The sequence below is a fragment of the Pseudaminobacter sp. Soil_N_29 genome, from assembly GCF_057656055.1.
Window position 1 is genome coordinate 179,711 of the sequence record NZ_JBDGLC010000006.1, and the last position, 26,075, is coordinate 205,785.

At 66.1% G+C, this 26,075-nt stretch carries 22 protein-coding genes; 19 read left to right on the forward strand and 3 right to left on the reverse strand.

What is annotated here, in order from left to right:
* The 8 genes from AC3A4H_RS15400 to AC3A4H_RS15435 all read left to right on the forward strand — a co-directional run bounded on the left by AC3A4H_RS15400 (position 1) and on the right by AC3A4H_RS15435 (position 5,718).
* Positions 1 to 483, forward strand: a complete 483-nt coding sequence (locus AC3A4H_RS15400; protein WP_487767461.1) for a DUF2628 domain-containing protein — start codon at positions 1 to 3, stop codon at positions 481 to 483.
* A 1-nt stretch (position 484) separates the two neighbouring features.
* Positions 485 to 1,135 carry an imidazole glycerol phosphate synthase subunit HisH gene (hisH, locus tag AC3A4H_RS15405; protein WP_487767462.1) on the forward strand — a complete coding sequence of 217 codons (651 nt, stop codon included), beginning with the start codon at positions 485 to 487 and terminating at the stop codon, positions 1,133 to 1,135.
* Entirely contained in the window at positions 1,132 to 1,422 is a 291-nt protein-coding gene (locus AC3A4H_RS15410; protein WP_487767463.1) for a DUF1330 domain-containing protein, read from the forward strand. The genes hisH and AC3A4H_RS15410 overlap by 4 nt, the downstream gene beginning before the upstream one ends.
* Positions 1,423 to 1,426: 4 nt before the next feature.
* Complete coding sequence (hisA, locus tag AC3A4H_RS15415; RefSeq protein WP_487767464.1) at positions 1,427 to 2,191, forward strand: 1-(5-phosphoribosyl)-5-[(5-phosphoribosylamino)methylideneamino]imidazole-4-carboxamide isomerase; 765 nt, start codon at positions 1,427 to 1,429, stop codon at positions 2,189 to 2,191.
* Between the two features lie 103 nt (positions 2,192 to 2,294).
* Complete coding sequence (gene hisF / locus AC3A4H_RS15420; protein WP_487767465.1) at positions 2,295 to 3,080, forward strand: imidazole glycerol phosphate synthase subunit HisF; 786 nt, start codon at positions 2,295 to 2,297, stop codon at positions 3,078 to 3,080.
* A 28-nt stretch (positions 3,081 to 3,108) separates the two neighbouring features.
* Positions 3,109 to 3,432 carry a phosphoribosyl-ATP diphosphatase gene (locus AC3A4H_RS15425; RefSeq protein ID WP_487767466.1) on the forward strand — a complete coding sequence of 108 codons (324 nt, stop codon included), beginning with the start codon at positions 3,109 to 3,111 and terminating at the stop codon, positions 3,430 to 3,432.
* A 9-nt stretch (positions 3,433 to 3,441) separates the two neighbouring features.
* A complete protein-coding gene (coaA, locus tag AC3A4H_RS15430) occupies positions 3,442 to 4,401 on the forward strand; it encodes a type I pantothenate kinase (RefSeq protein ID WP_487767467.1) in 960 nt (319 codons plus the stop codon).
* Positions 4,402 to 4,479: 78 nt separating this feature from the next.
* Positions 4,480 to 5,718 carry a glycosyltransferase family 87 protein gene (locus AC3A4H_RS15435; protein WP_487767468.1) on the forward strand — a complete coding sequence of 413 codons (1,239 nt, stop codon included), beginning with the start codon at positions 4,480 to 4,482 and terminating at the stop codon, positions 5,716 to 5,718.
* Here AC3A4H_RS15435 and AC3A4H_RS15440 read toward each other — a convergent pair.
* The 3 genes from AC3A4H_RS15440 to AC3A4H_RS15450 form a co-directional block, all read right to left on the reverse strand.
* Positions 5,681 to 6,298, reverse strand: a complete 618-nt coding sequence (locus AC3A4H_RS15440) for an alpha-ketoglutarate-dependent dioxygenase AlkB family protein (protein ID WP_487767469.1) — start codon at positions 6,296 to 6,298, stop codon at positions 5,681 to 5,683. The two genes, AC3A4H_RS15435 and AC3A4H_RS15440, sit on opposite strands and share 38 nt — an antisense overlap.
* Positions 6,299 to 6,462: 164 nt before the next feature.
* Positions 6,463 to 6,900, reverse strand: a complete 438-nt coding sequence (gene arfB / locus AC3A4H_RS15445) for an alternative ribosome rescue aminoacyl-tRNA hydrolase ArfB (protein WP_487767470.1) — start codon at positions 6,898 to 6,900, stop codon at positions 6,463 to 6,465.
* Positions 6,901 to 6,977: 77 nt separating this feature from the next.
* On the reverse strand, positions 6,978 to 8,588 hold the full coding sequence (locus AC3A4H_RS15450; RefSeq protein WP_487767471.1) for a phosphoenolpyruvate carboxykinase: 1,611 nt from the start codon (positions 8,586 to 8,588) through the stop codon (positions 6,978 to 6,980).
* A 391-nt stretch (positions 8,589 to 8,979) separates the two neighbouring features.
* On the opposite strand from AC3A4H_RS15450, the gene AC3A4H_RS15455 reads away from it, so the two are divergent.
* The 11 genes from AC3A4H_RS15455 (at position 8,980) to addA (ending at position 26,058) form a co-directional block, all read left to right on the forward strand.
* Positions 8,980 to 9,681: a response regulator transcription factor gene (locus AC3A4H_RS15455; protein WP_487767472.1), complete on the forward strand. Its 702-nt coding sequence runs from the start codon at positions 8,980 to 8,982 to the stop codon at positions 9,679 to 9,681.
* A 59-nt stretch (positions 9,682 to 9,740) separates the two neighbouring features.
* Positions 9,741 to 11,525: a stimulus-sensing domain-containing protein gene (locus AC3A4H_RS15460; RefSeq protein WP_487767473.1), complete on the forward strand. Its 1,785-nt coding sequence runs from the start codon at positions 9,741 to 9,743 to the stop codon at positions 11,523 to 11,525.
* A gap of 4 nt (positions 11,526 to 11,529) precedes the next feature.
* Positions 11,530 to 11,979 carry an HPr kinase/phosphorylase gene (locus AC3A4H_RS15465; protein WP_487767474.1) on the forward strand — a complete coding sequence of 150 codons (450 nt, stop codon included), beginning with the start codon at positions 11,530 to 11,532 and terminating at the stop codon, positions 11,977 to 11,979.
* 173 nt (positions 11,980 to 12,152) lie between these two features.
* A complete protein-coding gene (locus AC3A4H_RS15470) occupies positions 12,153 to 12,554 on the forward strand; it encodes a PTS sugar transporter subunit IIA (RefSeq protein WP_348778790.1) in 402 nt (133 codons plus the stop codon).
* Entirely contained in the window at positions 12,551 to 12,847 is a 297-nt protein-coding gene (locus AC3A4H_RS15475) for an HPr family phosphocarrier protein (RefSeq protein ID WP_487767475.1), read from the forward strand. The genes AC3A4H_RS15470 and AC3A4H_RS15475 overlap by 4 nt, the downstream gene beginning before the upstream one ends.
* Positions 12,848 to 12,990: 143 nt before the next feature.
* Complete coding sequence (gene ahcY, locus AC3A4H_RS15480; RefSeq protein WP_487767476.1) at positions 12,991 to 14,391, forward strand: adenosylhomocysteinase; 1,401 nt, start codon at positions 12,991 to 12,993, stop codon at positions 14,389 to 14,391.
* Between the two features lie 196 nt (positions 14,392 to 14,587).
* Entirely contained in the window at positions 14,588 to 17,155 is a 2,568-nt protein-coding gene (locus AC3A4H_RS15485; RefSeq protein WP_487767477.1) for a sensor histidine kinase, read from the forward strand.
* Positions 17,156 to 17,163: 8 nt separating this feature from the next.
* Positions 17,164 to 18,675, forward strand: coding sequence for a tRNA (adenosine(37)-N6)-threonylcarbamoyltransferase complex ATPase subunit type 1 TsaE (gene tsaE / locus AC3A4H_RS15490; RefSeq protein WP_487767478.1), 1,512 nt, complete (start codon positions 17,164 to 17,166; stop codon positions 18,673 to 18,675).
* Positions 18,676 to 18,686: 11 nt separating this feature from the next.
* Positions 18,687 to 19,406, forward strand: coding sequence for a nucleotidyltransferase family protein (locus AC3A4H_RS15495; RefSeq protein ID WP_487767605.1), 720 nt, complete (start codon positions 18,687 to 18,689; stop codon positions 19,404 to 19,406).
* On the forward strand, positions 19,403 to 22,534 hold the full coding sequence (addB, locus tag AC3A4H_RS15500) for a double-strand break repair protein AddB (protein WP_487767479.1): 3,132 nt from the start codon (positions 19,403 to 19,405) through the stop codon (positions 22,532 to 22,534). The genes AC3A4H_RS15495 and addB overlap by 4 nt, the downstream gene beginning before the upstream one ends.
* Positions 22,531 to 26,058, forward strand: a complete 3,528-nt coding sequence (gene addA, locus AC3A4H_RS15505; RefSeq protein ID WP_487767480.1) for a double-strand break repair helicase AddA — start codon at positions 22,531 to 22,533, stop codon at positions 26,056 to 26,058. The genes addB and addA overlap by 4 nt, the downstream gene beginning before the upstream one ends.
* The last annotated feature ends 17 nt before the right edge of the window (positions 26,059 to 26,075 follow it).

Below are 26,075 nucleotides of genomic sequence, written 5' to 3' on the forward strand. Positions count from 1 at the left end.
ATGGCCGCCTTTGTCGTGCTTGAACCGCCGACGCGAAGCGCCTCCGCCGCTTCGGAGCGCGCCGTGCTGGTGCGCGACGGCTTTTCGCTGCTCGCGTTCCTCGTGACGCCGTTTTGGCTGCTATGGCACCGCCTCTGGGTGGAGACGCTGCTCTACTTCGCCGTTGCGCTCGCGCTGGCGGCACTGGGCAAGCTCGCCGGCTACGAGGTGGCCGGCTCGCTTCTGTCGCTGCTCGTCTCCATATATTTCGGCCTCGAAGGCGCGGCACTGCGCATCGCCGCGCTGCGCCGGCGCGGCTGGCGCGAGTGGGGTGTCGTGGAAGCCAACAGTGCCCAGGACGCGGAAATGCGTTATCTGGACGAGGTCGGAAACGGCAATGGCGAAGCGGCCGCCCCCTTGGCCGACACGCCGCCGCGGGCTCCGGCGCGGCCCGGGCCGACGGGCCCTGCGCTCGGTCTGCTGAACTATCCGGGAAGGGCCTGATATGCGGGTTGCCATCATCGACTACGGCTCGGGCAATCTGCGCTCGGCCACCAAGGCGTTCGAACGCGCCTCGCGCGAAAGCGGCGCGGGCGCCGAGATCGAGCTGACCGCCGATGCCGAGCGAGTGCGCAGCGCCGATCGCATCGTGCTGCCGGGCGTGGGCGCCTATGCCGATTGCCGCGCCGGGCTCGACGCGGTGCCGGGCATGGTCGAGGCGATCGAGGAGGTTGCAATCGGGCGCGGCCGTCCGTTCCTCGGCATCTGCGTCGGCATGCAGCTGATGTCCGAGCGCGGGCTGGAAAAGACGGTCACGCGAGGCCTCGGCTGGATCGCCGGCGACGTGAAGGAAATGACGCCGGCCGACCCTTCGCTAAAAATCCCGCAGATCGGCTGGAACACGATTCACGTGAAACATTCGCACCCGCTGTTCGAAGGAATCCGCACGGGTGAGGGCGGTCTGCACGCCTATTTTGTGCACTCTTATCATCTTGCTGCGACTAATCCGCAGGACGTGCTGGCCGAGGCCGACTATGGCGGCCCGATCACCGCGGCCGTGGCCAAGGGCAATCTCGCCGGCACGCAGTTCCACCCCGAAAAAAGCCAGGCGCTTGGCCTTGCTCTCATCGCCAACTTCCTGAGGTGGAAGCCATGAGCAAGAAGGGCTATTGGATCGCGATGGTCGACATCACCGACCCGGAGGTCTATTCGCGCTATGTCGCGGCCAATGCGGTGGCCTTCGAGAAATACGGCGCGCGTTTTCTCGTTCGCGGCGGCCGGCATGACGATCCTGAAGGGCCGACCGGCCAGCGCCACGTCATCATCGAGTTCGAAAGCTACGAGCAGGCGCTGGCCTGCTACAACTCGCCCGAATACCAGGAAGCGCTGAAGCACCGGCTTGCCGCCTCGACCGCGCATTTTTCCATCGTCGAAGGGGTTTAGCCCAATGATTCTTTTCCCGGCCATCGACCTCAAGGACGGCCAGTGCGTGCGCCTGAAGCTCGGCGACATGCAGCAGGCCACCGTCTACAACACCGATCCCGCCGCACAGGCGCTCGCCTTCGAGGAACAAAGTTTTGAGTGGCTGCATGTGGTCGACCTCAACGGCGCCTTCGCCGGCGAGAGCGTCAACGGCGCGGCCGTCGAGGCGATCCTGAAGGCGACCAGGAACCCGGTGCAGCTTGGCGGCGGCATCCGCACGCTCGCCCATATCGAAAGCTGGCTGGACAAGGGGCTCGCCCGCGTCATCCTCGGCACGGTCGCGGTGCGCGATCCCGAACTGGTGAAGGAAGCCTGCCGGCTCTTCCCCGGCAAGGTCGCCGTCGGCATCGATGCCAAGGGCGGCAAGGTCGCGGTCGAGGGCTGGGCGGAAGCCTCGAGCCTCGGCGTCATCGAGCTGGCGAAGAAATTCGAGGGCGCCGGCGTCGCCGCCATCATCTACACCGACATCGACCGCGACGGCGTGCTGGCCGGCATCAACTGGAACTCCACCATCGACCTTGCCGAGGCGGTGTCCATCCCCGTCATCGCCTCGGGCGGCCTGGCCTCCATAGCCGACATCGTGCGCATGACCATGCCCGATGCGCAAAAGCTCGAAGGCGCGATCTCCGGCCGTGCACTATATGACGGGCGTATCGACCCCGCCGAGGCGCTGGCCATTTTGCGCGGCGAACTGAAGCCCGAACCCGCATTGTTCGAGGAACGTCCATGACCCTCAAAGCCCGCGTAATTCCCTGTCTGGACGTCAAGGGCGGCCCGCGTCGCCCGCAGCCGCGCAGCGGCGAGGACGCGCAAATAGAAAAGGAGGCCGTCCTTTGACCCTCAAAGCCCGCGTAATCCCCTGCCTGGATGTGAAGGACGGCCGCGTCGTCAAGGGCGTCAACTTCGTCGACCTGATCGATGCCGGCGACCCGGTCGAGGCGGCCAAGGCCTATGACGCCGCCGGCGCGGACGAGTTGTGCTTCCTCGACATCACCGCCTCGTCCGACAATCGCGAGACCATTTTCGACGTCGTCGCGCGCACGGCCGAGCAGTGCTTCATGCCGCTGACTGTGGGCGGCGGCGTGCGCCAGGTGTCTGACATCCGCAAGCTTCTGCTGGCCGGGGCCGACAAGGTGTCGATCAACACGGCGGCGGTGAAGAACCCCGATTTCATTGCTGAAGCCGCCGACAAGTTCGGCAACCAGTGCATCGTGGTTGCCATCGACGCGAAAAAAGTGTCCGCGCCGGGCGAGGGCGACCGCTGGGAGATCTTCACCCATGGCGGCCGCGAGAAGACCGGCATCGATGCGATCGAGTTCGCCCGCAAGGTGGTCGATCTGGGCGCCGGCGAAATCCTGCTCACCTCCATGGACCGCGACGGCACCAAGGCCGGCTACGACATAGCTCTCACCCGCGCGGTGGCCGATGCGGTGCGCGCGCCGGTCATCGCCTCGGGCGGTGTCGGCACGCTTGACCATCTGGTCGAAGGCATTCGCGACGGGCACGCAACAGCCGTGCTGGCCGCCTCGATCTTCCATTTCGGCACCTACACCATTGCGCAGGCCAAGGCGCACATGGCAAAAGCAGGGCTGCCCGTGCGGCTCGACAATGCCGCCTGATCCTTCCAACCGAGACGCGGATGCGCGAATGACCGGTTTTTCCCTCGACGATCTCGAACGCATCGTTGCCGAGCGGGCCCGCTCCGGCGATGCCAATTCCTGGACCGCGAAGCTTTTTGCGCGCGGCATGGAGAAAGCCGCCCAGAAGCTTGGCGAGGAAGCTGTCGAAACCGTCATCGCCGCGGTCAAGGGCGATACCGGCGAGCTCGTTTCTGAAAGCGCCGATCTCCTCTATCATTGGCTCGTCGTGCTGACGATCGCGGGCGTGCCGCTGTCGGACGTGCTGGAGGAATTGCAGCGGCGGACGACCCAATCCGGCGTCGCCGAGAAGGCATCCCGCAGCCAGGATTAGGGCCAAGCGATGGATCAGCTCGCTCCGACCGTAAAATACTCGCCCTATCGGTTCTTCACGGCGGAGCGCTGGGCGGAGTTCCGCGCCGACACGCCGCTGACGCTGACGGAAGACGAAGTCCAGCGGCTGAGTTCGCTTTACGACCCGATCGACCTCGACGAGGTGCGCCGCATCTATCTGTCGCTGTCGCGACTGCTGTCGGCCCATGTCGAGGCGAGCCAGCTTCTCTATCGCCAGCGCAAGGCCTTCTTCGGCTCCGACGAGGTCGCCAAGACACCCTATATCATCGGCATGGCAGGCTCGGTTGCGGTGGGCAAGTCGACCACGGCGCGCGTGCTGAAGGAACTGCTGGCGCGCTGGCCCTCCACCCCCAAGGTCGATCTGGTCACCACCGACGGCTTTTTGCTCCCCAACGAGGTGCTGCGGCGCGAGAACCTGATGGAGCGCAAGGGCTTTCCCGACAGCTACGACGTCGGCGCGCTGCTGCGCTTCCTGTCGGCGATCAAGTCGGGCGAGCCCAATGTGCGCGCGCCGCTCTATTCGCACCTGACCTATGACGTGATGCCGGGCGAATACGTCACCGTCGACCGCCCCGACATCCTCATCTTCGAGGGCCTCAACGTGCTTCAGCCGCGCGACCTGCCGAAGGACGGCAAGTTCGTGCCCTTCCTGTCGGATTTCTTCGACTTCTCGATCTATATCGACGCCGAGGAAGAGCTGATCCACGCCTGGTACATCAAGCGCTTCATGAAGCTGCGGCAGACCGCCTTCCGCAATCCGGAGTCCTTCTTCCACCGCTACTCGCAGCTTTCGGAAGACGCCGCCCGCGCCATCGCCGAGGGGCTGTGGGGCAACATCAACCTGAAGAACCTGCGCGAGAACATCCTGCCCACGCGCCCGCGCGCCGACCTGATCCTGCGCAAGGGAGCGGACCACCGGGTGGTGGAAGTGGCGCTGAGAAAGCTGTGACCGGGCCGAAGCCACTTCTGTTTGCGCTTCCTTAAAGAATTTCGGCAAGCGTGCTCATGCCTTGGAGACGCTATGCCAATGCATGACCTACGAAAACTCGACCCGGTCTATCGACTCGTTGCAATTTCTGCAGCCGTATTGGTTTCCATACACGCGGCGTTCGTCATCAAAGCTTTTCTTTCGCCGGAAACTCTTTCGGGATTTGCGGACAAGGATTTCGCCAATTACTGGACGGCGGGCAAACTGATCCTGAACGGTCAGGTGATGGACTTGTTTGGCCCCCAGCCCGACTATTTCCAGCACCTCCAGGCCGCTTTCGGGACAGGCTATCCCTGGCACAACTGGAGCTATCCGCCGCACTACCTGCTGCTTGTGTGGCCGCTCGGCTTCTTTGGCTACGAAGCCGCCATGATGCTGTTTCTTGGCTCGACCGCAGCCTTCTTTGTGTGGGCGCTGCGCGCCTTTGTCGGGCGCGGCAACGTCATGGCCTGGGTGGCCGTCGGCCCCTTCGTTGCCCACAATTTCTGGGTCGCCCAGAACGGCTATCTGTGCGCCGGCCTCGGGCTGGGAGCACTGGCGCTGCGCGAGAGGAAGCCTGTGGTTGCGGGGATCCTGCTCGGCTTCCTCACGATCAAGCCGCAGCTTGGATTGTTGTTCCCGTTCCTGCTCCTGGCGGAGCGCCGGTGGTCGATGATCGCAAGCGCCGGCATGACCGCCGTGGCGCTGGTCGGACTGTCAGCCGGCCTTTTCGGGATCGATACGTGGAAGGGCTATCTGGGCGAGGTCATGCCCTACCAGACGTTCGTGATGCGGGAGCTGGAGGGCACGTTCACGGCCATGCTGCCGTCGGTCTATGGAATGTTCAGGAACTGGGCGGTCGGAGCAGACATGGCGCTCTTGCTCCATCTGGCGGTCGCAGTTCCCGTCGCTGTCGTCACGATATGGGCTTTCTTCAAGGCCAGGGAGGCGCAGGACCGGGCCATTCTCCTGCTTGTCGCCACGTTCCTGATCACACCTTATGCGCTCAGCTACGATCTGGGTCTGTTTGCAGCCGCGCTTGCCCTTCTGGCAGGAGGCAAGAGACAGGATGAGGCAAGCTCCAGGGGAGAGACAGTGCTCCTGGCGGCTGCGATGCTCCTGCCTGCGGTCATGATACCGCTAGGCCACCTCGGTCTGTCGATCGCTCCGATCGTCATTCTGGGGATGTTTGTCCTCGCACTGCGTCGCGCAGGTCTGCAGGCCTGGACTTCCGGGGCGTCGGTCGAGCGAGACTTGATCGTCAACACGGCTTCGTCACCCGCCGCAGCGTCAGATTGATCCGGCCGCCGTTCTTCAACAGCGTCGAAGTGGCGGGATAGATGCGGTCGACGCCGTGGAAGCACAGCCGGCCTTCGCCGCCGAGCATGACGACGTCGCCGCTGTCCAGCCGGATCGAGACGGTGGGGCCGTTGCGCCGCGTCTGGCCGACGCGGAACAGGCAGCTGTCGCCGAGCGAGACCGAGACCACGGGCGCCTCGAACTCGGCCTCGTCGCGGTCCTGGTGCAGGCCCATCTTCGCGGTCTCGGCATAGAAATTGACCAGGCAGGCTTCCGGCGGATGCGGATAGCCTGACACCTCGCGCCAGATTTTCAGCAGCGCCTCGGGGATCGGCGGCCAAGGGAGACCGGTCTGCGGGTGTGTCGGCTGGTAGCGGTAGCCGCGCTCGCGATCCGTCACCCAGCCGAGCGAACCGCAATTCGTCATCCGCACGCTCATTTCCTTGCCGGTGCCGGGCATGGTCGGCACATAGAGCGGGGCGGCCTGCACCACGGCGCGAATGTCTTCCACCAGCGCGCCTTGCGCGGCGCGGTCGAGATAGCCCGGAATGTGCCTGACGCCTTTCGGCAGAACCTGCATGGTCTTTCCGATCCGGTTTCTGAACGATGATAGGCCGCGATCCTGCGCAGCGGAACGAAATCGTCTGCGTTCGCGCCGCCTTTCGGTCGTCGAATGGCCGCCGTGACAGGAAACGGCCGTTGCCGCCACCCGAAACCGGCGGCATCGAGCCGACGCGACGGCGATTAGTCGTTTTCCACCTTGCCGCGCAGCTTCTTCACCACCGAGCGGCCCGCCTTGCTCTTCAGTCGGCGCTCGACCGAGCCTTTGGTCGGCTTTGTCTTCTTGCGCGGCGGGGGCGGCGGCTCGGCGGCCTTGGCCACCAGCGCCATCAGCCGGGCGCGGGCGTCGGCGCGGTTCTGCTCCTGGGTGCGGAAGCGGCCGGCCTCGATGACGATCACGCCGTCCTTGGTGGCACGCTGGCCGGCAAGCGCTATGGTGCGTTCGCGCACGCGCTCGGGCAGGCCGGGCGCGTTGCGCGCGTCGAAGCGCAACTGCACCGCCGTCGCAACCTTGTTGACGTTCTGGCCGCCAGGGCCGGAGGAGCGGATGAAGCTCTCCTCGATGTCGTCGGGCCGGATGACGACGCCTTGCGCGATGATGATGTTTTCGTCGGCGTTCATGGATCAGTGATGGCGCGGCGCGCGCAAAAAGAAAAGGCCCGGCGCTGGCCGGGCCCGTTCGAAGGCGGTGCGAAACGCTATTCGGCCGCTTCCTGCACGCGCGGGGCAGCGCCCAGCACGGTGGAGTCGACATGGGATTCGAACTTGCCGAAATTGTCGACGAACATGCCGACCAGCTTTTCCGCCTGGCGGTCATAGGCTTCGCGGTCGGCCCAGGTCGAGCGCGGGTCGAGGATCGCGCTGTCGACGCCCGGCACCGTGACCGGAACGGCAAAGCCGAAATTGGCGTCGGTGCGGAACTCGGCATTGTTCAGCGATCCGTCGAGCGCGGCCGACAGCAGGGCGCGGGTGGCCTTGATGGGCATGCGCTTGCCGGTGCCGTAGGCGCCGCCGGTCCAGCCGGTGTTGACCAGCCAGCAGTCGACGCCATGCTCTGCGATCAGCTCGCGCAGCAGGTTGCCGTATTCCGAAGGATGCCGCGGCATGAAGGGCGCGCCGAAGCAGGTCGAGAAGGTGGCCTCCGGCTCGGTCACGCCCTTTTCGGTGCCGGCCACCTTGGCGGTGTAGCCCGAAAGGAAGTGGTACATGGCCTGCGCCGGGGTCAGCTTGGCGATGGGCGGCAGCACGCCGAAGGCATCGGCCGTCAGCATGATGATGTTCTTGGGGTGGCTGGCGCGGCCGCTGGCGCTGGCATTTGGGATGTAGTGCAGCGGATAGGCGCAGCGCGTGTTCTCGGTCAGCCTTCCGTCATCGAAATCCGGCACGCGGTGTTCGTCGAGGATCACGTTCTCCAGCACGGTGCCGAAGCGCTGCGTGGTGGCAAAGATTTCCGGCTCGGCTTCGGCCGAAAGACGGATGGTCTTGGCGTAGCAGCCGCCCTCGAAGTTGAAGATGCCCTCAGGGCCCCAGCCGTGTTCGTCGTCGCCGATCAGCGTGCGTGACGGGTCGGCCGAGAGAGTGGTCTTGCCGGTGCCCGAAAGGCCGAAGAAGACGGCGGCGTCGCCGTTGGGCCCTTCATTGGCCGAGCAGTGCATCGGCATCACGCCCCTTGCCGGGAGCAGGTAGTTGAGCGCGGTGAACACCGACTTCTTCATCTCGCCGGCATAGGAGGTGCCGCCGATCAGCACGATCATGCGCGTCAGGTCGACGGCGATGACGGTTTCGGTGCGGCAGCCGTGGCGGGCCGGGTCGGCGCGGAAGGACGGCAGGTCGATGATGGTCATCTTCGGCACGAAGTCGGCCAGTTCGTTCGCTTCCGGGCGGATCAGCAGGTTGCGGATGAACAGCGAGTGCCAGGCGTATTCGGTGATGACGCGCGCCGGCAGTTGCTGCGCCGCGTCGGCGCCTCCGACCAGATCCTGCACGAACAGGTCCTTGTCGGCCGCGTGGGCGACGAAATCAGCCAGCAGCACGTCGAAATTCTCGACCGATAGCGGCCTGTTGTTGTCCCACCAGACATGCGGCTCGGTGGCCGCATCGCGCACCACGAACTTGTCCTTGGCGGAGCGGCCGGTGTGCTGGCCGGTCTCGGCCACCAGCGCGCCATGCGCGGTCAGCTTGGCCTCGCCGCGGCGCAATGCCTCTTCGTAAAGCGCGGCGGCGCCGAAATTGTAGTGCACCTTGCCCGAGGTTTTCAGGCCGTGCTTGTCGATGCCGTGCGACGGGTTACGTTTGCCGATTTCGGTCATTCGGCGATCCTCTAAATACGCGTTGCTGCCAATGGCCGGACAGTTCGCCGAACCTCAATCGCCCGCATTATGCAGGACGAACCCCGCCTGAACCAGAAAAGATTATTGATATCAAACAATTAATCGATTTAAAGATTTTGAAAATATTTTAAATCGTTTAAAACTCTTTTGACTGGAAGGGTTGCACAGCGGGGTTGCGGCTTCCTATGTTGGCAGAGGGATGCCCATCGCATCGACAGATGCGGCCGCCAAACCGTTGTTAGATATGGAAAAGCGCAGGCTTTCTGTGACAAGCGCCGGTTTCTGTGCCACATTTTGTACCTAATTTGTCCTGCAAAAGCGCTCTCCGCTACAGGACTAGGGACACAAGCCCATGAGGGAGCCGCTTGAAATGGCAACAATCGCGCTTGTCGACGACGACCGCAACATTCTGACTTCGGTCTCGATCGCGCTGGAATCGGAAGGCTATCGTGTCGAAACCTATACCGACGGCGCCTCCGCCCTGGAGGGGCTGACGGCGCGTCCGCCGAACCTCGCCATCCTCGACATCAAGATGCCGCGCATGGACGGCATGGAGCTGCTGCGCCGCCTGCGCCAGAAGACCGACCTTCCGGTGATCTTCCTGACCTCCAAGGACGACGAGATCGACGAGCTGTTTGGGCTCAAGATGGGCGCAGACGACTTCATCCGCAAACCTTTTTCGCAGCGCCTGCTGGTCGAGCGCGTCAAGGCGGTGCTGCGAAGGGCGAGCGCGCGGGATGCCGCGGCCAAGGCGCCCAACCAACAGGCCCGCTCGCTTGAACGCGGCCAGCTGGTGATGGACCAGGAGCGGCACACCTGCACCTGGAAGGGCGAGCCGGTGACGTTGACGGTCACCGAGTTTCTCATCCTGCATGCGCTTGCCCAGCGCCCCGGCGTCGTGAAAAGCCGTGATGCGCTGATGGATTCGGCCTATGATGAGCAGGTCTATGTTGACGACCGCACCATCGATAGCCACATCAAGCGCTTGCGCAAGAAGTTCAAGGCCGTTGACGAGGATTTCGAGATGATCGAAACCCTGTACGGCGTCGGCTACCGCTTCCGCGAGGTGTAGGGAGGCGGCAAGTGAACGGGCCCGGGTTGGCGGAGCCGCGCGCCTGAGGTAATGCCTGAATGGCTATGGAAATCGAGCTGCAGAAACCGGTGACGGCCCCGCGAAGGTCGCGCGGCCCCTTGCCGCGCCTGCTGTCGCGGATCACCGTGCCGATGCGGCGCTTCCTCGGCCACCACATCTTCTCCAGCCTCACCCGCCGCATCCTGTTCCTCAACCTGGTGGCGCTCGGGGTGCTGGTGGTAGGCATCCTGTATCTGAACACCTTCCGCGACGGCCTCATCGATGCGCGCGTGGAAAGCCTGATGACGCAGGGTGAGATCATCGCCGGCGCCATCGCCTCTTCCGCCACGGTGGAGACGGACTCCATCAGCATCGATCCGGAGAAGCTTCTGGAGCTCCAGGCCGGCGAGGCCCTCGGCCCCAGCTCCGACCAACTCGACAGCCTCGACTTTCCCATCAATCCCGAGCGCGTCGCGCCGGTCCTGCGCCGCCTGATCTCGCCCACGCGCACGCGCGCCCGCATCTATGACCGCGACGCCAACCTGCTTCTGGATTCGCGCCATCTTTACTCGCGCGGCCAGATCCTGCGCTACGATCTGCCCTCGGTGCAGGAAGAGGCCCCCGGCCTGACCGAGCGGATCGAGAAGTTTGTATTCGACCTGTTCCGCAATGCCGACCTGCCCGTCTACAAGGAACAGCCCGGCGGCAACGGCGCGGCCTTTCCCGAGGTCATGAGCGCGCTGACCGGCAGCCCGTCCACGGTGGTGCGGGTCAGCGAGCAGGGCGAGCAGATCGTTTCCGTCGCCGTTCCGATCCAGCGCTTCCGCGCCGTGCTCGGCGTGCTGATGCTGTCGACGGAGGGCGGCGACATCGACAAGATCGTCGCTGCCGAGCGCAAGGCCATCCTGCGCGTCTTCGGCGTGGCGGCGCTGGTCAATGCCATCCTGTCGATCCTGATGGCGTCCACCATCGCCAATCCGCTGCGCCGGCTGTCGGCGGCGGCGGTGCGCGTGCGGCGCGGGGTCAAAAGCCGCGAGGAGATCCCGGACTTCTCCGACCGCCAGGACGAGATCGGCAATCTTTCCATTGCGGTGCGCGACATGACCAATGCGCTCTATGCCCGCATCGAGGCCATAGAGAGCTTCGCGGCCGACGTGTCGCACGAGCTGAAGAACCCGCTCACCTCGCTGCGCAGCGCCGTGGAAACCCTGCCGCTCGCCCGCAACGAGGCCTCGCGCAACCGCCTCATGGAAATCATCCAGCACGACGTGAGGCGGCTGGACCGGCTGATCACCGACATTTCCGACGCCTCGCGGCTCGATGCCGAGCTGGTGCGCGAGGATTCCGGCAAGGTCGACCTGAAGAAGCTGATCGGCGACCTGGTGGCCGTGTCCCAGGACGCCGGCCGCCACAAGCGCAAGGTCGACATCGAGTTCAAGGCCGAGAAGCTGCCCCAGGGCGCGAAGGGCTATTTCACCCTCGGCCACGATCTGCGCATCGGCCAGGTCATCACCAATCTGATCGAGAACGCCCGCTCCTTCGTGCCGGAGGGCACAGGACGCATCACCATCACGCTCGAGCGCGCCGGCAAGTTCAACATCGTCACCGTCGACGACAACGGGCCCGGCATCCGCGCCGACAACATCGACCGCATCTTCGAGCGTTTCTACACCGACCGCCCCTCCGGCGAGGCCTTCGGCCAGAATTCGGGGCTGGGCCTGTCCATCAGCCGCCAGATCGTGGAGGCACATGGCGGAACCCTGACGGCGGAAAACATCCCCGGCGCCAAGCCGGGCGACATCAGGGGCGCGCGCTTCACCCTGACCCTGCCGGCCGAGGCCTGAGCCTGTGGCGGCCCCAACGAACCTGCACGGCACTGCGCTGGTGCTGGGCGAGCGCGGCATACTGATCCTCGGGCCCTCCGGCTCCGGCAAGAGCACGCTGGCGCTGGCGCTCATCTCGCGTTTTCGCGAAAGCGGCCGGCTGGCGCGGCTGGTCGCCGACGATCAGGTCCTTGCGTCGGCGCATGGCGGTCGGCTGCTGTGCCGGGCGCCCGCCACCATCTGCGGGCTGGTCGAGGTCTACGGCGTCGGCCCGACACCGTTGGAGGTCGAACCGGCCGCCGTGATCGACCTTGCGGTGCGGCTGGTGCCGGCGGATCGCCTGGAGCGGCTTCCTGATGATGCATTCGAAGAGATATCCGGCTGTCGGCTGCCGCTTGTGGCGGTTCGCGAGCGCGACGCCGGACCCGCGCTGCTGGCAATCGCCGCTCGACTTTCGCTGTCGCCCTTCGCATGAAAAGTGTCGAAAACACGTGACACTGTGCGGCAAAATGGTCCTCGCCAAAGTGTTTTAGGGCTTGTAAACGCCACCCGCCTCGACAAGATAGCGCTTCGCTGCCCGGCCAAGGCGATTGATGTGGCCAAAATTCATTGCGCTCGTGAACAAGTCATGACGGGAGCCAAAGCAGAATGATCGGACTCGTGCTCGTTACGCACGGTCGGCTGGCCGAGGAGTTCCGCAACGCCGTGGAGCACGTCGTCGGACCCCAGGAAAACTTCGCCACCATCGCCATCGGCGCGGACGACGACATGGAACAGCGTCGCCGCGACATCATCGCCGCCGTGGCCCGTACCGATACCGGCTCCGGCGTGGTGGTGCTGACCGACATGTTCGGCGGCACCCCGTCCAACCTGGCCATTTCGGTGATGGAAGCGGGCCGGGTGGAGGTGATCGCGGGCGTCAACCTGCCGATGCTGATCAAGCTCACCAGCGTGCGCAAGAGCGACAACATGATGCTGGCGCTTGACGAGGCGCAGGCCGCCGGTCGCAAATACATCAATGTGGCCAGCCAGCTGTTGAGCACCAAATGACCGACCTGCCTTCCGACGCCGGCGCCGTCAGCCGTGAAATGACAATCGTCAACCAGCGTGGGCTCCATGCCCGCGCCTCGGCCAAGTTCGTGCAGGTGGCGGGTGGCTACCAGGCCGCGGTCGAGGTCGAGAAGGATGGCGTGAAGGTCGGCGGCACCTCGATCATGGGCCTGATGATGCTGGCGGCCAGTCCCGGCTGCAGCATCCGCGTCACGGCAACCGGCCCCGATGCCCACGAGGCGGTGAACGCGCTGGCCGACCTGGTCGCCGACCGCTTCGGCGAGGAATGCTGAACGGCTCCCTGCCGCATATGCAGGGATAAAGATTTCTTTATGTCCCATTGTCGAGGGTCCGGCAATCTGCTAGGCAGCCAGCCATAGTTGCGTGCCTGATCGTCGGGCGGCGCACGTCGAAAAACCGTTCATCGGAGCATGTCATGTCTGGTAGCAAGGACCATATCGTTGCCGATCTTTCGCTTGCCGGCTGGGGCCGCAAGGAAATCGAGATCGCCGAAACCGAAATGCCGGGCCTGATGGCCTGCCGCGAGGAGTTCGGCGAGAAGCAGCCGCTGAAGGGCGCCCGCATCAGCGGCTCGCTGCACATGACCATTCAGACTGCGGTGCTGATCGAGACGCTGAAGGCCCTCGGCGCCGACCTTCGCTGGGCCTCGTGCAATATCTTCTCCACCCAGGACCACGCCGCCGCGGCCATCGCTGAAGCAGGCGTTCCGGTCTTCGCCGTTAAGGGCGAGACGCTTGAGGAATATTGGGAATACACCGACAGGATCTTCCAGTGGGCCGATGGCGGCACCTCCAACATGATCCTCGACGATGGCGGCGACGCCACCATGTACATCCTGCTCGGCGCGCGTGCCGAGGCCGGTGAGGACGTGCTGTCCAAGCCCGGCAGCGAGGAGGAAGAGATCCTGTTCGCGCAGATCAAGAAGCGCATGGCCGCCACGCCGGGCTTCTTCACGAAGCAGCGCGAGGCGATCCGCGGCGTGACCGAGGAGACGACCACTGGCGTCAACCGCCTCTACCAGTTGCAGAAGAAGGGCCTGCTGCCCTTCCCGGCCATCAACGTCAACGACAGCGTCACCAAGTCGAAGTTCGACAACAAGTATGGCTGCAAGGAATCGCTGGTCGACGGCATCCGCCGCGGCACCGACGTGATGATGGCCGGCAAGGTGGCCGTCGTCTGCGGCTATGGCGACGTCGGAAAGGGCTCGGCCGCTTCGCTGAAGGGCGCCGGCGCGCGCGTAAAAGTTACCGAGGTCGACCCGATCTGCGCGTTGCAGGCGGCCATGGACGGCTTCGAGGTGGTCACGCTGGAAGACGCCGCGCCGACCGCCGACATCGTCATCACCACAACCGGCAACAAGGATGTCGTGACCCTCGACCACATGCGGGCGATGAAGGACATGGTCATCGTCGGCAACATCGGCCACTTTGACAACGAGATCCAGGTCGCGGCGCTGCGCAACCTGAAGTGGACCAACGTCAAGCCGCAGGTCGACATGATCACCTTCCCGGATGGCAAGCGCATGATCCTGCTCTCGGAAGGCCGCCTGCTCAACCTCGGCAACGCCACCGGCCACCCGAGCTTCGTGATGTCGGCCTCCTTCACCAACCAGGTGCTGGGGCAGATCGAGCTGTTCACCAAGGGCGGCCAGTACAAGAACGAGGTCTATGTGCTGCCCAAGCACCTCGACGAGAAGGTCGCCCGGCTGCATCTCGACAAGCTCGGCGCCAAGCTGACCGAGCTTTCGGACGATCAGGCCGCCTATATCGGCGTGACGCCGCAGGGTCCGTTCAAGCCTGAACACTACAGATACTGATCTAAATTAACCAATACACAATATATTGATACCGGGCGATTGACTTCGTCCGGTTTTCTTTTTGCTGCCGCAGCTCCTTCACGTCGATTCCACCAGCGGCTATTGTGTTCTTGATTCGCAACGCTTTGGGCTCCGGGCGGGGAGGGCAGGCGCAAGGGCGGTCGGTCTTGCATTCACGCGGCGAGAGGAACAGGACATGCCGGGGGAAAACCCGCTTCGGGCGGGACAGGCCGTCTCCGGCGGCCACAGGGATTCAAACAGCCAAGGGCGCGTGGCGCAAGGCCGGCGAACCGGCCTGCTCGCGCGGCCGTTTGCCGGCGCTCTTATGGCCGCGACATCCCTTTACGGCCTGTTGCGGGCCGATCCGGCGCTGGCTGAAGCCGCCGCATCGGCCAGGTCGGCCAGCCTGCCGGTCGGCGTGGTCGAAGTCATGCAGATGGCCGTCTTCGTCGGGGTCATGGGAGCGGCACTGCTGTCGGCGATCGTGCTGATCCGCGAGCGGGCCAAAATCTCGGCCGACAACGTCGCGCTGCGCGCCCGTGTGGCCGATCTCAACGCCGCGCTGCAGCGGTCGGACGCCCTTCTCAACCTGCGCGACCAGCGCATCGTGGTCTGGGCCAGCGAGAAGCAGAAGCCCGAACTGGTCGGCTCGCTGCCGGTGGATGTCGGCGCGCCGGAAGACCGGGCGGCGTTCCTGGCATTCGGCCGCTGGCTGACGCCGCGCGCGGCAGCCGCGCTCGACCGCGCGGTGGCCGGCCTGCGCGAAAAGGGCGCCCAGTTCGATCTCGCGGTGGAGACGCATACCGGCGCGCCGCTGGAGGTGCAGGGCCGCAAGACGCCGTCGCACACGCTGGTCCGCTTCGTCTCGCTGTCGGTGGCCCAGCGCGAACAGGTGCGCCTGAAGCTGGAGAACCAGCGGCTTGCCGCCGACCACGACAACATGATCGGGCTGGTCGATGCGCTGAAGATGCCGTTCTGGCTGCGCAGTGCCGATGGCCGGCTGCGCTGGGTCAACCGCGCCTATGCCGACGCGGTGGAGGCCGCGACGCCCGAGGCGGTGCTGCGCGAGGGCAAGGAATTTCTCGGCACGCCGGCGCGCGAGGCGATCGCGCAGAAGCACGCCACGCATCAGCTGTTCGAGCAGACCCTGTCGACGGTGATCGGCGGCGACCGCAAGATGTTTGCCGTCACCGATTTCGCCGGCCCCGAGGGCGCCGCCGGCATCGCCGTCGACATGAGCGGCATCGAGACGATCCGCGAGGAATATGAGCGCGCCGTGCGCAGCCACGCCGACACGCTGGACCAGCTCAACACCGCGGTGGCGATCTTCGACGACCAGGAGAAGCTGCGCTTCTTCAACCAGGCGTTCCAGAAGCTGTGGGACCTCGACGTCGGCTTCCTCGACAGCGCGCCCGACAATGCGCTGCTGCTCGACCGGCTGCGCAGCGAAGGCAAGATCGCCGAACAGCCGGAATGGCGGCGCTGGAAGGAAAACCTGCTGGGCGCCTACCGCGCGGTCGAGCCGCAGGAACACTGGTGGCACCTGCCCGACGGCCGCACCCTGCGCGTCATCGCCAATCCGCAGCCCAAGGGCGGCGTCACCTGGGTGTTCGAGAACCTGACCGAGCGCATCAACCTGGAAAGCCGCTACAATGCCGCCGTGCGCGTGCAGGGCGAGACGCTCGACAACCTCACCGAGGGTGTGGCCGTGTTCGGTCCTGACGGGCGCATCCGCCTGTCCAACCCGGCCTTCGTCAGCCTGTGGGGCCTGTCGCCCGAACTGGTGGGCGCCAATACCCACATCTCGGTCATCCGGGCGCAATGCGACACCGTCGTCAAGGACAGCCCCTGGGCGAGCTTCGTCGCAGCGGTTACCGGCTTCGATGAAGAGCGCCGCAACGGCCGCGGCCAGACCGAGCTCCACAACGGCACGGTGCTGCGCTACGCCGTCATCCACCTGCCCAACGGCCAGGTGATGATCACCTTTGTCGACGTCACCGACAGCGTGAATGTCGAGCGCGCGCTGAAGGACAAGAACGAGGCGCTGCAGCGGGCCGACCAGCTCAAGAACGACTTCGTCCAGCACGTCTCCTACGAGCTGCGCTCGCCGCTCACCAACATCATCGGCTTCACCGAACTGCTGTCGCTACCTGCCACCGGGCCGCTGACCCAGCGCCAGTGCGAATATCTGGAGCATATCGGTTCGTCGTCCGCGGTGCTCCTGACCATCGTCAACGACATTCTCGACCTGGCTACCGTCGATGCCGGCATCATGGAGCTGGAGGTGGCCGAGGTGCGCATCGACCGCACCATCGCCGCCGCCGCCGAGCTGGTCGCCGACCGGCTGGACGAGCATCGCATCCGCCTGACCGTTGACATCGCCCAGGCGCCGAAGAGCTTTCACGGCGACGAGACGCGCATTCGCCAGATCCTCTACAATCTGCTCAGCAACGCGGCCAACTATGCGCCGGAGGGCAGCACCGTGGCGCTCACCTGCCGGCAGATGGCGCAGGGCGTGGAGTTTGCGGTTCATGACGACGGTCCCGGCATGCCGCCGGAAATCCTCGACACGGTGTTCCGCCGCTTCGAGCCGCGCGTCAATGGCGGGCGGCGGCGTGGTGCCGGCCTTGGCCTGTCGGTGGTGAAGAGCTTTGTCGAGCTTCATGGCGGCTCGGTGCGCATCGAAACCGGCAAGGATCGCGGCACCACCGTGATCTGCCTGTTCCCCATCACGCCCACCGGCATTCGCGTGGCTGCGGAGTAACGGTCTCGATGACCGGCTATATTGTCGAACGCTTTCTGGCCGACGAGCAGGCGACGCTGCGCCTGGGTGAGGACCTGGCCCTGGCCCTGAGCCGCGGCGACGTGCTGGCGCTGCACGGCGACCTAGGCACCGGCAAGACCACGCTGGCGCGCAGCCTGATCCGCGCCATTGCCGGCGATCCCGAGCTCGAAGTACCGAGCCCGACTTTTACCCTCGTGCAGGTCTATGAGGGTCGGCTGCCGATCCAGCATTTCGATCTCTACCGCCTGTCGTCGGAGGAGGAGCTTGACGAGCTCGGCTTCGATGACGCGCTGGAGCAAGGGGCGGCCCTTGTCGAATGGCCGGAAAAGGCCGGCCACCGCATGCCGCAAACCGCCATCCGCATCGAGCTGACCGAAAGCGGCGCCGGGCGGCTGGCGCGCATCGTCGCGCAGGATGCGGCCGCGGGCGCCCGCATCAGCCGCTCCTTCGCCGCCCGAAATTTTCTGCAGCGTTCCGGCTGGGGCGAAGCCTCGCGCCGCTATTTCACCGGCGACGCTTCGGCCCGCGCCTACGAGATCGTCACGCTCGAAGGCCACGCGCCGCGCATCCTCATGAACTCGCCCGAACTGGTGCTGGGCCCGCCCGTGCGTGACGGCAAGGCCTATGCCGAGATCGCCCACACGGCGCGCAGCGTGGCTGCTTTCGTCGCGCTCGATCGCGCGCTGCATGAAGGCGGCGTCAGCGTGCCGGAAATCTATGCGCAGGATCTCGAAAACGGTTTTCTGCTCATCGAGCATCTCGGCGGGGAAGGCTTTTTGGTGGACGGCAAGCCGGTTGAAGAGCGCTATGTGGCCGCGGCCGAGCTGCTGGCCATGATGCATGGCAAGACCTGGCCGGACCGCATCGAGGTCGCCCCCGGTGTCGTCCACGTCGTGCCGCCCTTCGACCGCGACGCCATGCTGATCGAGGTCGAGCTGCTGCTCGACTGGTATGTGCCGGCGGTGACGGGCAAGCCGGCCGGCCCGGCGTTGCGCGACGATTACCGCCGTCTCTGGAACGCGCTGATCGACAGGTTGAACAAGGCTGAAAAGAGCCTGGTGCAGCGCGATTTCCACTCGCCCAACATCATCTGGCGCCCCGAGCGCGAGGGCTTCGACCGGCTCGGCGTGATCGACTTCCAGGACGCACTGATTGGCCCCTCGGCCTATGACGTCGCCTCGCTCGCCATGGATGCGCGCGTGACCGTGCCCGAGGAGATCGAGGCGGCCACGGTGAAGGCGTATGTCGCGGCCCGGCAGGCCGCCGGCGGTTTTGACCCGGAAGGCTTTGCCGAGGCCTATGCCATCATGGCCGCGCAGCGCAATTCCAAGATCCTCGGCATCTTCGTGCGCCTCGACCGCCGCGACGGCAAGCCAGCCTACTTGAAGCACCTGCCGCGCATCCGCGACTATCTGCGCCGGGCGCTCGCCCATCCCGCCCTTGCCGAGCTGCGCGATTTCTATCAGGTTCACGGCTTCACCGAGGACGCAGAGATTTGACCGACCCGCGCATGCCGAAAACCGCCATGGTCCTCGCCGCAGGGCTCGGCAAGCGCATGCGGCCGCTCACCGACACCATGCCCAAGCCCCTGGTGCGCGTCGCCGGCAAGACGCTGCTCGACTGGGGGCTGGACAGCCTGGCCGAGGCCGGCGTGGCGAAGGCGGTGGTCAACGTCCATTATTTTCCGGAGCAGATCGTCGCCCATGTGGCGGGGCGCCCGCGCCCGGCCGTGGTGATTTCCGACGAGAGCGAAGCGCTGCTCGATTCCGCCGGCGGCATCGTCAAGGCGCTGCCTCAGCTTGGCGCGGAGCCTTTCCTGGTGCTCAACGCCGACACGTTCTGGATCGACCGGGACGAGTCCAATCTCAAGCGGCTGGCCCTTGCCTGGGACGCGTCGAGGATGGATATTCTGCTCATGTTGGCGGATTTCTCCTCGGCAACCGGCCACAGCGGCGGCACCGATTTCCTGCTCGGCCCCGACGGCGCGCTCAAGCGCGCGGCGGGCGACCCTGCCGGCCTGATCTATGCCGGCGCGGCCATCATCCATCCGCGCATCTTCGCCGGCGCCGAGGCCACGCCGCACTCGCTCAACCTCTATTTCGACCGCGCCATCGCCGCCGGCCGGCTCTGTGGCATGAAGATGGAAGGCCGCTGGATCACCGTCGGCACGCCCGACGCCATTGCGCCTGCGGAAGCGGTGGTGGCGAGCGCCATGGCTCAGGACGCATGAGCGGCCGGCCCGCGCCCCGCCTTTTCTCCATTCCGCCCGGCGCTGCCTTTTTGCCGACGCTGGCCGAAAGCCTGCTCGACGGCCGCCTGATCCCCGATTTCCGCTTCGACGGCGATCCGCTGGCGCTGGCCGATGTCACCATCTATGTGCCGACACGCCGCGCCGCGCGCGAGTTGCGCAGCGTGTTCGTGGAGAAGGCGAAAGGCGGCTCGGCTATCCTGCCTACCATCCGCCCGCTCGGCGAATTCGATGAGGACGAGGCCCTGTTCGCGCCCGAAGGCGCCGGCGAGATCGACCTCGCGCCGCCGATCGCGGCCATCGACCGCCTGCTCCTGCTCGCCCCTCTGGTGCGCAGCTGGAAGCGGCGGCTGCCGGCCCATGTCGCCATTCTTTTCGAGGAAGAAATCGTCGTTCCGGCCTCGGCGGCCGATGCGGTGTGGCTGGCGCGCGACCTTGCCGGGCTGATGGACGAGATCGAGACCGAGGGCTCGGACTGGGCGCGGCTTCACGACTTGGTTTCCGGCGACCTCGCCAACTGGTGGCAGGTAACGCTCGATTTCCTCGAAATCGTCATGACCGCCTGGCCGAACCTTCTGGCCGAACTCGACCGCTCCAATCCGGCCGCGCATCGCAATGCGCTGATCCGGCTGGAGGCCGAGCGGCTGCGCCAACGACCGCCGCAGGGACCGGTCATTGCCGCCGGCTCCACCGGCTCCATCCCCGCCACCGCCGAGCTTTTGTCGGCCATCGCGCGGCTGCCGCGCGGGGTGGTGGTGCTGCCCGGTCTCGACCGGGGCATGGACGAGCGCTCCTGGTCGGTCATCTCCGCCGAGGCCACGCCCGCAGCCGTGCTCGGCCACCCGCAATATGGCCTTGCCAAGCTGCTGAAAAAGATCGGCATTTTGCGCGCGGACGTCGAAGAGATTGGAGCAATCGGGCCGGCACTGGCCGTGCGCGACACGCTGGTCGCGCAGGCCTTGCTGCCGGCCGAAACCACCGATGCCTGGGCGGGTCAGCGGGCAGAAGTCTCCGAGTCCGATGTTGAAGCCGCCTTTGCCGGCGTGACGCTGCTGGAAGCGGCGAGCGAGCGCGACGAGGCGGTGGCGATTGCGCTCGCCCTGCGCAAGGCGATTGCCGAGCCCGGCCACAAGGCGGCTCTCGTCACCGGCGACCGCAACCTCGCCCGGCGCGTCTCAGTCGAGCTTTTGCGCTTCGGCATCCAGGCTAACGATTCCGGCGGCACGCCGCTTGCCAACACGCCGCCCGGCGCGCTGCTGCGTCTCATGCTTCAGGCGGCGTTCCGGCCCGGCGATCCGGTTTCGGTTCTGTCGCTGCTGAAGCATCCGCTGCTGTCGCTCGGCATGGAGCGTCGTCAAGTTCGCCACGCTGCCGAGACCATCGAACTCGTGGCCCTGCGCGGCGGCACCGGCAGGCCGGACGTTGCCCATCTGGGCAGCCTGTTCGAGGAGCGCCTTGCGGGGTTGGCCGGCGAGGGGCGAAAGCCGTTCTGGGAAACGCGGCTCAGCGAACGGCGGCTTACCGACGCGCGCGCCGTGCTCGCCCGCCTGGACGAGGCGCTGGCGCCGCTGGTCGCCTTCCGGGGCGAGAGCGAGGTCGAGCTTTCGGCCATCGTCCGCGCCACGGTCACGGTGCTCGAAGCGCTGGGCCGCAGCGCCGATGGCAGCCTGACTGAACTTTATGCTGGCGAGGCGGGCGAAAAGCTGGCCGACCTGCTGCGCGGGCTGGTGGCGGCCACCGCGCCCTTCTCCTTCGCGGCCGACGAATGGCCCGATGTCGCCGAGGCACTGGTCGCGCCGGAGGTGGTGAAGCCCGCCCATGGCGGTGACGGCCGCGTCTCGATCTGGGGCGCGCTGGAAGCCCGCCTGCTGAGCGTCGACACGCTCATCGTCGGCGGGCTGAACGAGGGCGTGTGGCCGCGCAAGGCGCAGGCCGACCGCTTCATGTCGCGCCTGATGAAGACCGGCATCGAGCTCGAGCCGCCGGAGCGGCGCATCGGCCAGTCGGCGCATGATTTCCAGATGGCGCTGGGCACGCCGCAGGTGATCCTGACGCGCTCGGCGCGTTCGGGCGACGCGCCGGCCGTGCCCTCGCGCTGGCTGCAGCGCATCCTCACCTTTGCCGGGCCGGGCGCGGCGGCGGCCATGCGCGCCCGCGGCGAGGAATTGCTCGGCCGTGCCCTCGCGCTGGATGCCGGCCCGCAAATCCCCTTCGCCGAACGCCCGCAGCCGAAGCCCCCGGTGGACGCCCGGCCGCGCCATTTCTCGGTGACGGAGATCGAGACGCTGCGCCGCGACCCCTATGCGATCTACGCCAAGCGCATTCTCAAGCTGTTGCCGCTGGAAGAGCTGGTGCGCGATCCGGGCGCTGCCGAACGCGGCACCCTGTTCCACGACATCATGCAACGTTTTACGACCTCCGGCGTCGACCCGAGGGCGGAAACCGCGCTTGCCGTGCTGCTCGAGGCCGGCCGCGCCGCCTTCGACGAGGCCAATTTGCCGGAGGACGTGCGCGCCGTGTGGTGGCCGCGCTTCGAAAAACTGGCCGAAAACATCATCGTGTGGGAGCGCGGGCGCGCCCTCGGGACAAAGGCCCGCCACCCGGAAGCGCGCGCCGAAAAGACGCCGGTCGGCGCTTCGGGCGTGACGCTGTCCGGCTATGCCGACCGCGTCGACCTGCTTGCAGCCGGCATGGCCGATATCATCGACTACAAGACCGGTTCCTCGCCTTCCAAGGCGCAGGCGCACACGCTGTTGGCGCCGCAGCTCGCGCTGGAAGGGGCACTGCTGAAGCGCGGTGCGTTCCACGACCTCGGATCGCTGCAGCCGGCGGACCTAGCCTTCGTGCGCTTCAAGCCCAATGGCGAGGTGCTGCCTGAATCAATCCTAAAGTACGACGGTAAAATTCGCCCTGCCGGCGATCTGGCGGAAGAAGCCTGGCGGCGGCTGGAGGAGCTGCTGCAGCACTATAACCGCGCCGATACCGGTTATCTGTCGCGCGCGCTGCCGTTCCGCGAGGGCGAGACCGATGGCGATTACGACCATCTGGCGCGCGTGCTGGAATGGTCGGCCGGCGGCGACAATGCGGGCGAATCCGGGGGCGACGAATGAGGAAGATCTTTTCCGTTCCCGCCGAAACCGTCGAGCGCCAGGCCAAGGCGGCTAACCCGCAAAATTCCGTCTGGGTGTCGGCCAATGCCGGCTCGGGCAAGACCCATGTGCTGTCGCAGCGCGTCATCCGGCTTTTGCTCGAAGGCACCGACCCGTCAAAGATCCTGTGCCTCACCTATACCCGTGCGGCAGCCGCCAACATGTCCAACCGCGTCTTCGGCAATCTGTCGAAATGGACCATGCTGGACGACGAGGCCCTGCGCGCCGAGATCGAGAAGCTGGAGGGCCGGGCGCCGAACGCCGAAAAGCTGCGCCGCGCGCGCCGGCTGTTTGCCGAGGCGCTGGAAACGCCGGGCGGCCTGAAAATCCAGACCATCCACGCCTTCTGCGAATCGGTGCTGCACCAGTTCCCGCTGGAAGCCAACATCGCCGCCCACTTCCAGATGCTCGACCCGCTGATGGAAGAGACGCTGTTTGCCACCGCCCGCCGCGAGATGGTGACGGGCGCTGTGGCCGCCGACCATCCCGAGCTTGCCGAAGCCTTCGCCATGGTGCTGGAGCGCGGCGGCGAGGCCGGGCTGGATGCGCTGCTTAGCGAAATCGTCGCCAAGCGCGACGGCCTGCGCGCCTTCATCGACGCCATCGGCCATGACCCCGCCTATCCGGCCTTGTTCGAGGAATTCGGCTTTGCGCCGGACGACACCGCCGAGGGCATTGCGGACTCGATCTGGCCGCTGCCCGGCTTCCCCGCCGATGTGTTTACGGAGTTCGCACTGGCCGCGGAGGCCGTCGATGCGCGCCGTGCGCTCGACAGCATCATTCCCGACGCGTCGCGCGCCTTCGAGGAGCGCGACCCGATCGCGCGGCTGAAGCTGCTCGCCAAGGGCTTTTTGAAGTCCGACGGCGATCCCTACGATCCGATAAAAACCTTCAAGAAGGCGCTGCACGACCGCATGCCGGACCTCGCCGAGCGCTACTCGGCGGCCGCCGCCGCGATCATCGCCACGTCCGACCGGCTGGCCATGTTCCGGATGTTGGAGGGTACGCGCGCGGCGCTGACCATCGCCGACTGGCTGATCGGCCGCTATGAGCGGCTGAAGACCGGGCGCGGCTTCCTCGATTTCAACGACCTCATCACCCGCACCGTGCGCCTGCTGGCCCGGCAGGATGCCGGCCCCTGGGTGCAATACAAGCTCGACAAGGGCATCGACCACATCCTGCTCGACGAGGCGCAGGACACCAGCCCCGACCAGTGGGAGGTGGTGAAGCGCCTCGCAGAAGAGTTTTTCGCCGGCCAAAGCGCGCGCGACAATGTCCACCGCACGGTCTTTGCCGTGGGCGACGAAAAGCAGTCGATCTATTCGTTCCAGGGCGCGGCGCCGGAATCCTTTGCCCGCACCGGCCATGAATTCTCGCAGCGCGTGCGCGCCGCCAACGGCAATTTCGAGCCGGTCAAGCTCACGCTCTCCTTCCGCTCCACCGACGATGTCTTGCAGGCCGTCGACACGGTCTTTTCGAGCGATGAGACGCGACGCGGCATCACGCTCGACCCCGGCCCGGTGCAGCACAATGCCATCCGCGCCGGCGCGCCCGGCTATGTCGAGGTCTGGCCGTCGATCGGCGCGGACGTTGCGGAAGAACCGGACGACTGGACGCAGGCCATCGACCACGCCCATGCGCCGGCCGTGCGCGTGGCCGAAAACGTCGCCGCCACCATCCAGCACTGGATCCGCTCGGGCGAGATCATCGAGGGCAGCGGCAAGCTGCTGTCGGCCGGCGACGTCATCGTGCTGGTGCGCAAGCGCGACCGCTTTGTCCATGCGCTGGCGCGCAGCCTGAAGAACCGCGGCATCGCCGTGGCCGGCGCCGACCGCCTCAGCCTGCCGGGCCATATCGCGGTGAAGGATTTGATGGCGCTCGGCCGCTTCCTCATCCAGCCCGAAGACGATCTGTCGCTCGCCGCGATCCTCAAAAGCCCGATCTTCCGGCTGAGCGAGGACACGCTTTTCGATCTCGCCCACGCACGACCCGCCGGCGTGTCGCTCTACACCTCGCTGCGCCGCAAGGCCGAAAGCGCGCCGGAACTGGCTGCGGTGGCAAAGCGGCTCGACGACTGGGCGACTGAAGCCGCCTACAAGCCTGTCTTCGAGTTCTATTCGGGTCTTCTCGGCCGCGACGGCGTGCGCAAGGCGATGATTTCGCGGTTGGGGCAGGATGCCGGCGACATCCTCGACGAATTTTTGTCCTTCTGCCTTGCCGAGGAGCGCACCGGCCTGCCGGGCCTCGAATCCTTCCTGGCGACGCTTGAAAGCGCCGGCCCCGAGATCAAGCGCGAGATGGACCAGACGCGCGACGAGGTGCGCATCATGACCGCGCATGCCTCCAAGGGGCTGGAAGCGCCGGTGGTGTTCCTTGTCGATGGCGGCGCCACGCCCTTCAGCGACCAGCACCTGCCACGCCTGATGCCCTTCGAGGCCAAAAGCGAGGAGCTACGCCGGACAAAGGGCTATCTCTGGCGCTCGGGCAGCGACGTGAAGAATTTCTATTCGCAGGCCATGTCGGACACGCTGAAGGAGCGCGCCGACGACGAATATCGCCGCCTGCTCTATGTCGGCATGACGCGGGCCGAAGACCGGCTGATCGTCTGCGGCTATCACGGCAAGCGCGCCCCGAACCCGGCCACCTGGCACGCGTTGGTCAGCAAGGCGCTGATCGCGTCGGGCAAATGCGAGGAACGCGCTCATCCCGTCGCGCCGGACATTTTTGTCCATCGTTTTCGCGTCACGCCATTGCCGGCGGTGCAACTGATGGCCGAACCGCCGGTGGCGAAGGACGCGGAACCGGTTGCGGCAATGCCGCCGGAGCTGTTGGAAAAGCTGCCCCCGGTCGAACTCCTGCCGCGTCCCTTGTCGCCCTCCGGCGCCTCAGCGCTGATCGAAGAAGCGGTTGAGCCGGTGGCCTCCACGCGCTCGCCGGTGCTCGATCCCGAGGTCGAACCGGGCTTTGCCATCGCGCGCGGCCTGGTGCTGCACAAGCTGTTGCAGATGCTGCCCGGCATAGCCGAGCAAGACCGGCGGCCGGCAGCGCTGCGCTATCTCGCCCGCGCCGGCGCGGCATGGAAGGGAGAGGAACGGCAGGCGCTGCTTTCCTCCGTTGAAGCAATCCTGGCCTCGGAAGATTTTGCGCCGCTGTTCGCGCCCGGTTCGCGCGCCGAAGTGGCGATCATGGGCAGCGTCACGGTCAAGGGCAAGCAGCGCACGGTTTCCGGCAAGATCGACCGGCTGGCGGTGACACCCGACGAGGTGCTGATCGTCGATTACAAGACCAATCGGCCCGCGCCAGCGTCCTTCGAGCAGGTGCCGCTTGCCTATGTCACGCAGCTAGCGCTCTACCGCGCGCTGCTGGGGCCGCTCTATCCCGGCAGGGGCGTGTCGGCGGCACTTCTGTTTACCGAGATTCCGGGCCTCATCCGGATTCCCGAGGCGGCGATGGACGACGCCCTTGCTCGACTCAACGCGTCGTGACACAAACTGTGCTTGAA

Coding starts and splice junctions, on each gene's coding strand:
- addB (WP_487767479.1), top strand. CDS start 19,403: ATGAGCGGCCGGCCCGCGCCCCGCCTTTTCTCCATTCCGCCCGGCGCT.
- hisA (WP_487767464.1), top strand. CDS start 1,427: ATGATTCTTTTCCCGGCCATCGACCTCAAGGACGGCCAGTGCGTGCGC.
- AC3A4H_RS15485 (WP_487767477.1), top strand. CDS start 14,588: ATGCCGGGGGAAAACCCGCTTCGGGCGGGACAGGCCGTCTCCGGCGGC.
- AC3A4H_RS15435 (WP_487767468.1), top strand. CDS start 4,480: ATGCATGACCTACGAAAACTCGACCCGGTCTATCGACTCGTTGCAATT.
- AC3A4H_RS15450 (WP_487767471.1), bottom strand. CDS start 8,588: ATGACCGAAATCGGCAAACGTAACCCGTCGCACGGCATCGACAAGCAC.
- AC3A4H_RS15495 (WP_487767605.1), top strand. CDS start 18,687: ATGCCGAAAACCGCCATGGTCCTCGCCGCAGGGCTCGGCAAGCGCATG.
- AC3A4H_RS15470 (WP_348778790.1), top strand. CDS start 12,153: ATGATCGGACTCGTGCTCGTTACGCACGGTCGGCTGGCCGAGGAGTTC.
- AC3A4H_RS15440 (WP_487767469.1), bottom strand. CDS start 6,298: ATGCAGGTTCTGCCGAAAGGCGTCAGGCACATTCCGGGCTATCTCGAC.
- AC3A4H_RS15400 (WP_487767461.1), top strand. CDS start 1: ATGGCCGCCTTTGTCGTGCTTGAACCGCCGACGCGAAGCGCCTCCGCC.
- AC3A4H_RS15425 (WP_487767466.1), top strand. CDS start 3,109: ATGACCGGTTTTTCCCTCGACGATCTCGAACGCATCGTTGCCGAGCGG.
- arfB (WP_487767470.1), bottom strand. CDS start 6,900: ATGAACGCCGACGAAAACATCATCATCGCGCAAGGCGTCGTCATCCGG.
- coaA (WP_487767467.1), top strand. CDS start 3,442: ATGGATCAGCTCGCTCCGACCGTAAAATACTCGCCCTATCGGTTCTTC.
- AC3A4H_RS15460 (WP_487767473.1), top strand. CDS start 9,741: ATGGCTATGGAAATCGAGCTGCAGAAACCGGTGACGGCCCCGCGAAGG.
- tsaE (WP_487767478.1), top strand. CDS start 17,164: ATGACCGGCTATATTGTCGAACGCTTTCTGGCCGACGAGCAGGCGACG.
- AC3A4H_RS15410 (WP_487767463.1), top strand. CDS start 1,132: ATGAGCAAGAAGGGCTATTGGATCGCGATGGTCGACATCACCGACCCG.
- AC3A4H_RS15475 (WP_487767475.1), top strand. CDS start 12,551: ATGACCGACCTGCCTTCCGACGCCGGCGCCGTCAGCCGTGAAATGACA.
- addA (WP_487767480.1), top strand. CDS start 22,531: ATGAGGAAGATCTTTTCCGTTCCCGCCGAAACCGTCGAGCGCCAGGCC.
- AC3A4H_RS15455 (WP_487767472.1), top strand. CDS start 8,980: ATGGCAACAATCGCGCTTGTCGACGACGACCGCAACATTCTGACTTCG.
- ahcY (WP_487767476.1), top strand. CDS start 12,991: ATGTCTGGTAGCAAGGACCATATCGTTGCCGATCTTTCGCTTGCCGGC.
- hisH (WP_487767462.1), top strand. CDS start 485: ATGCGGGTTGCCATCATCGACTACGGCTCGGGCAATCTGCGCTCGGCC.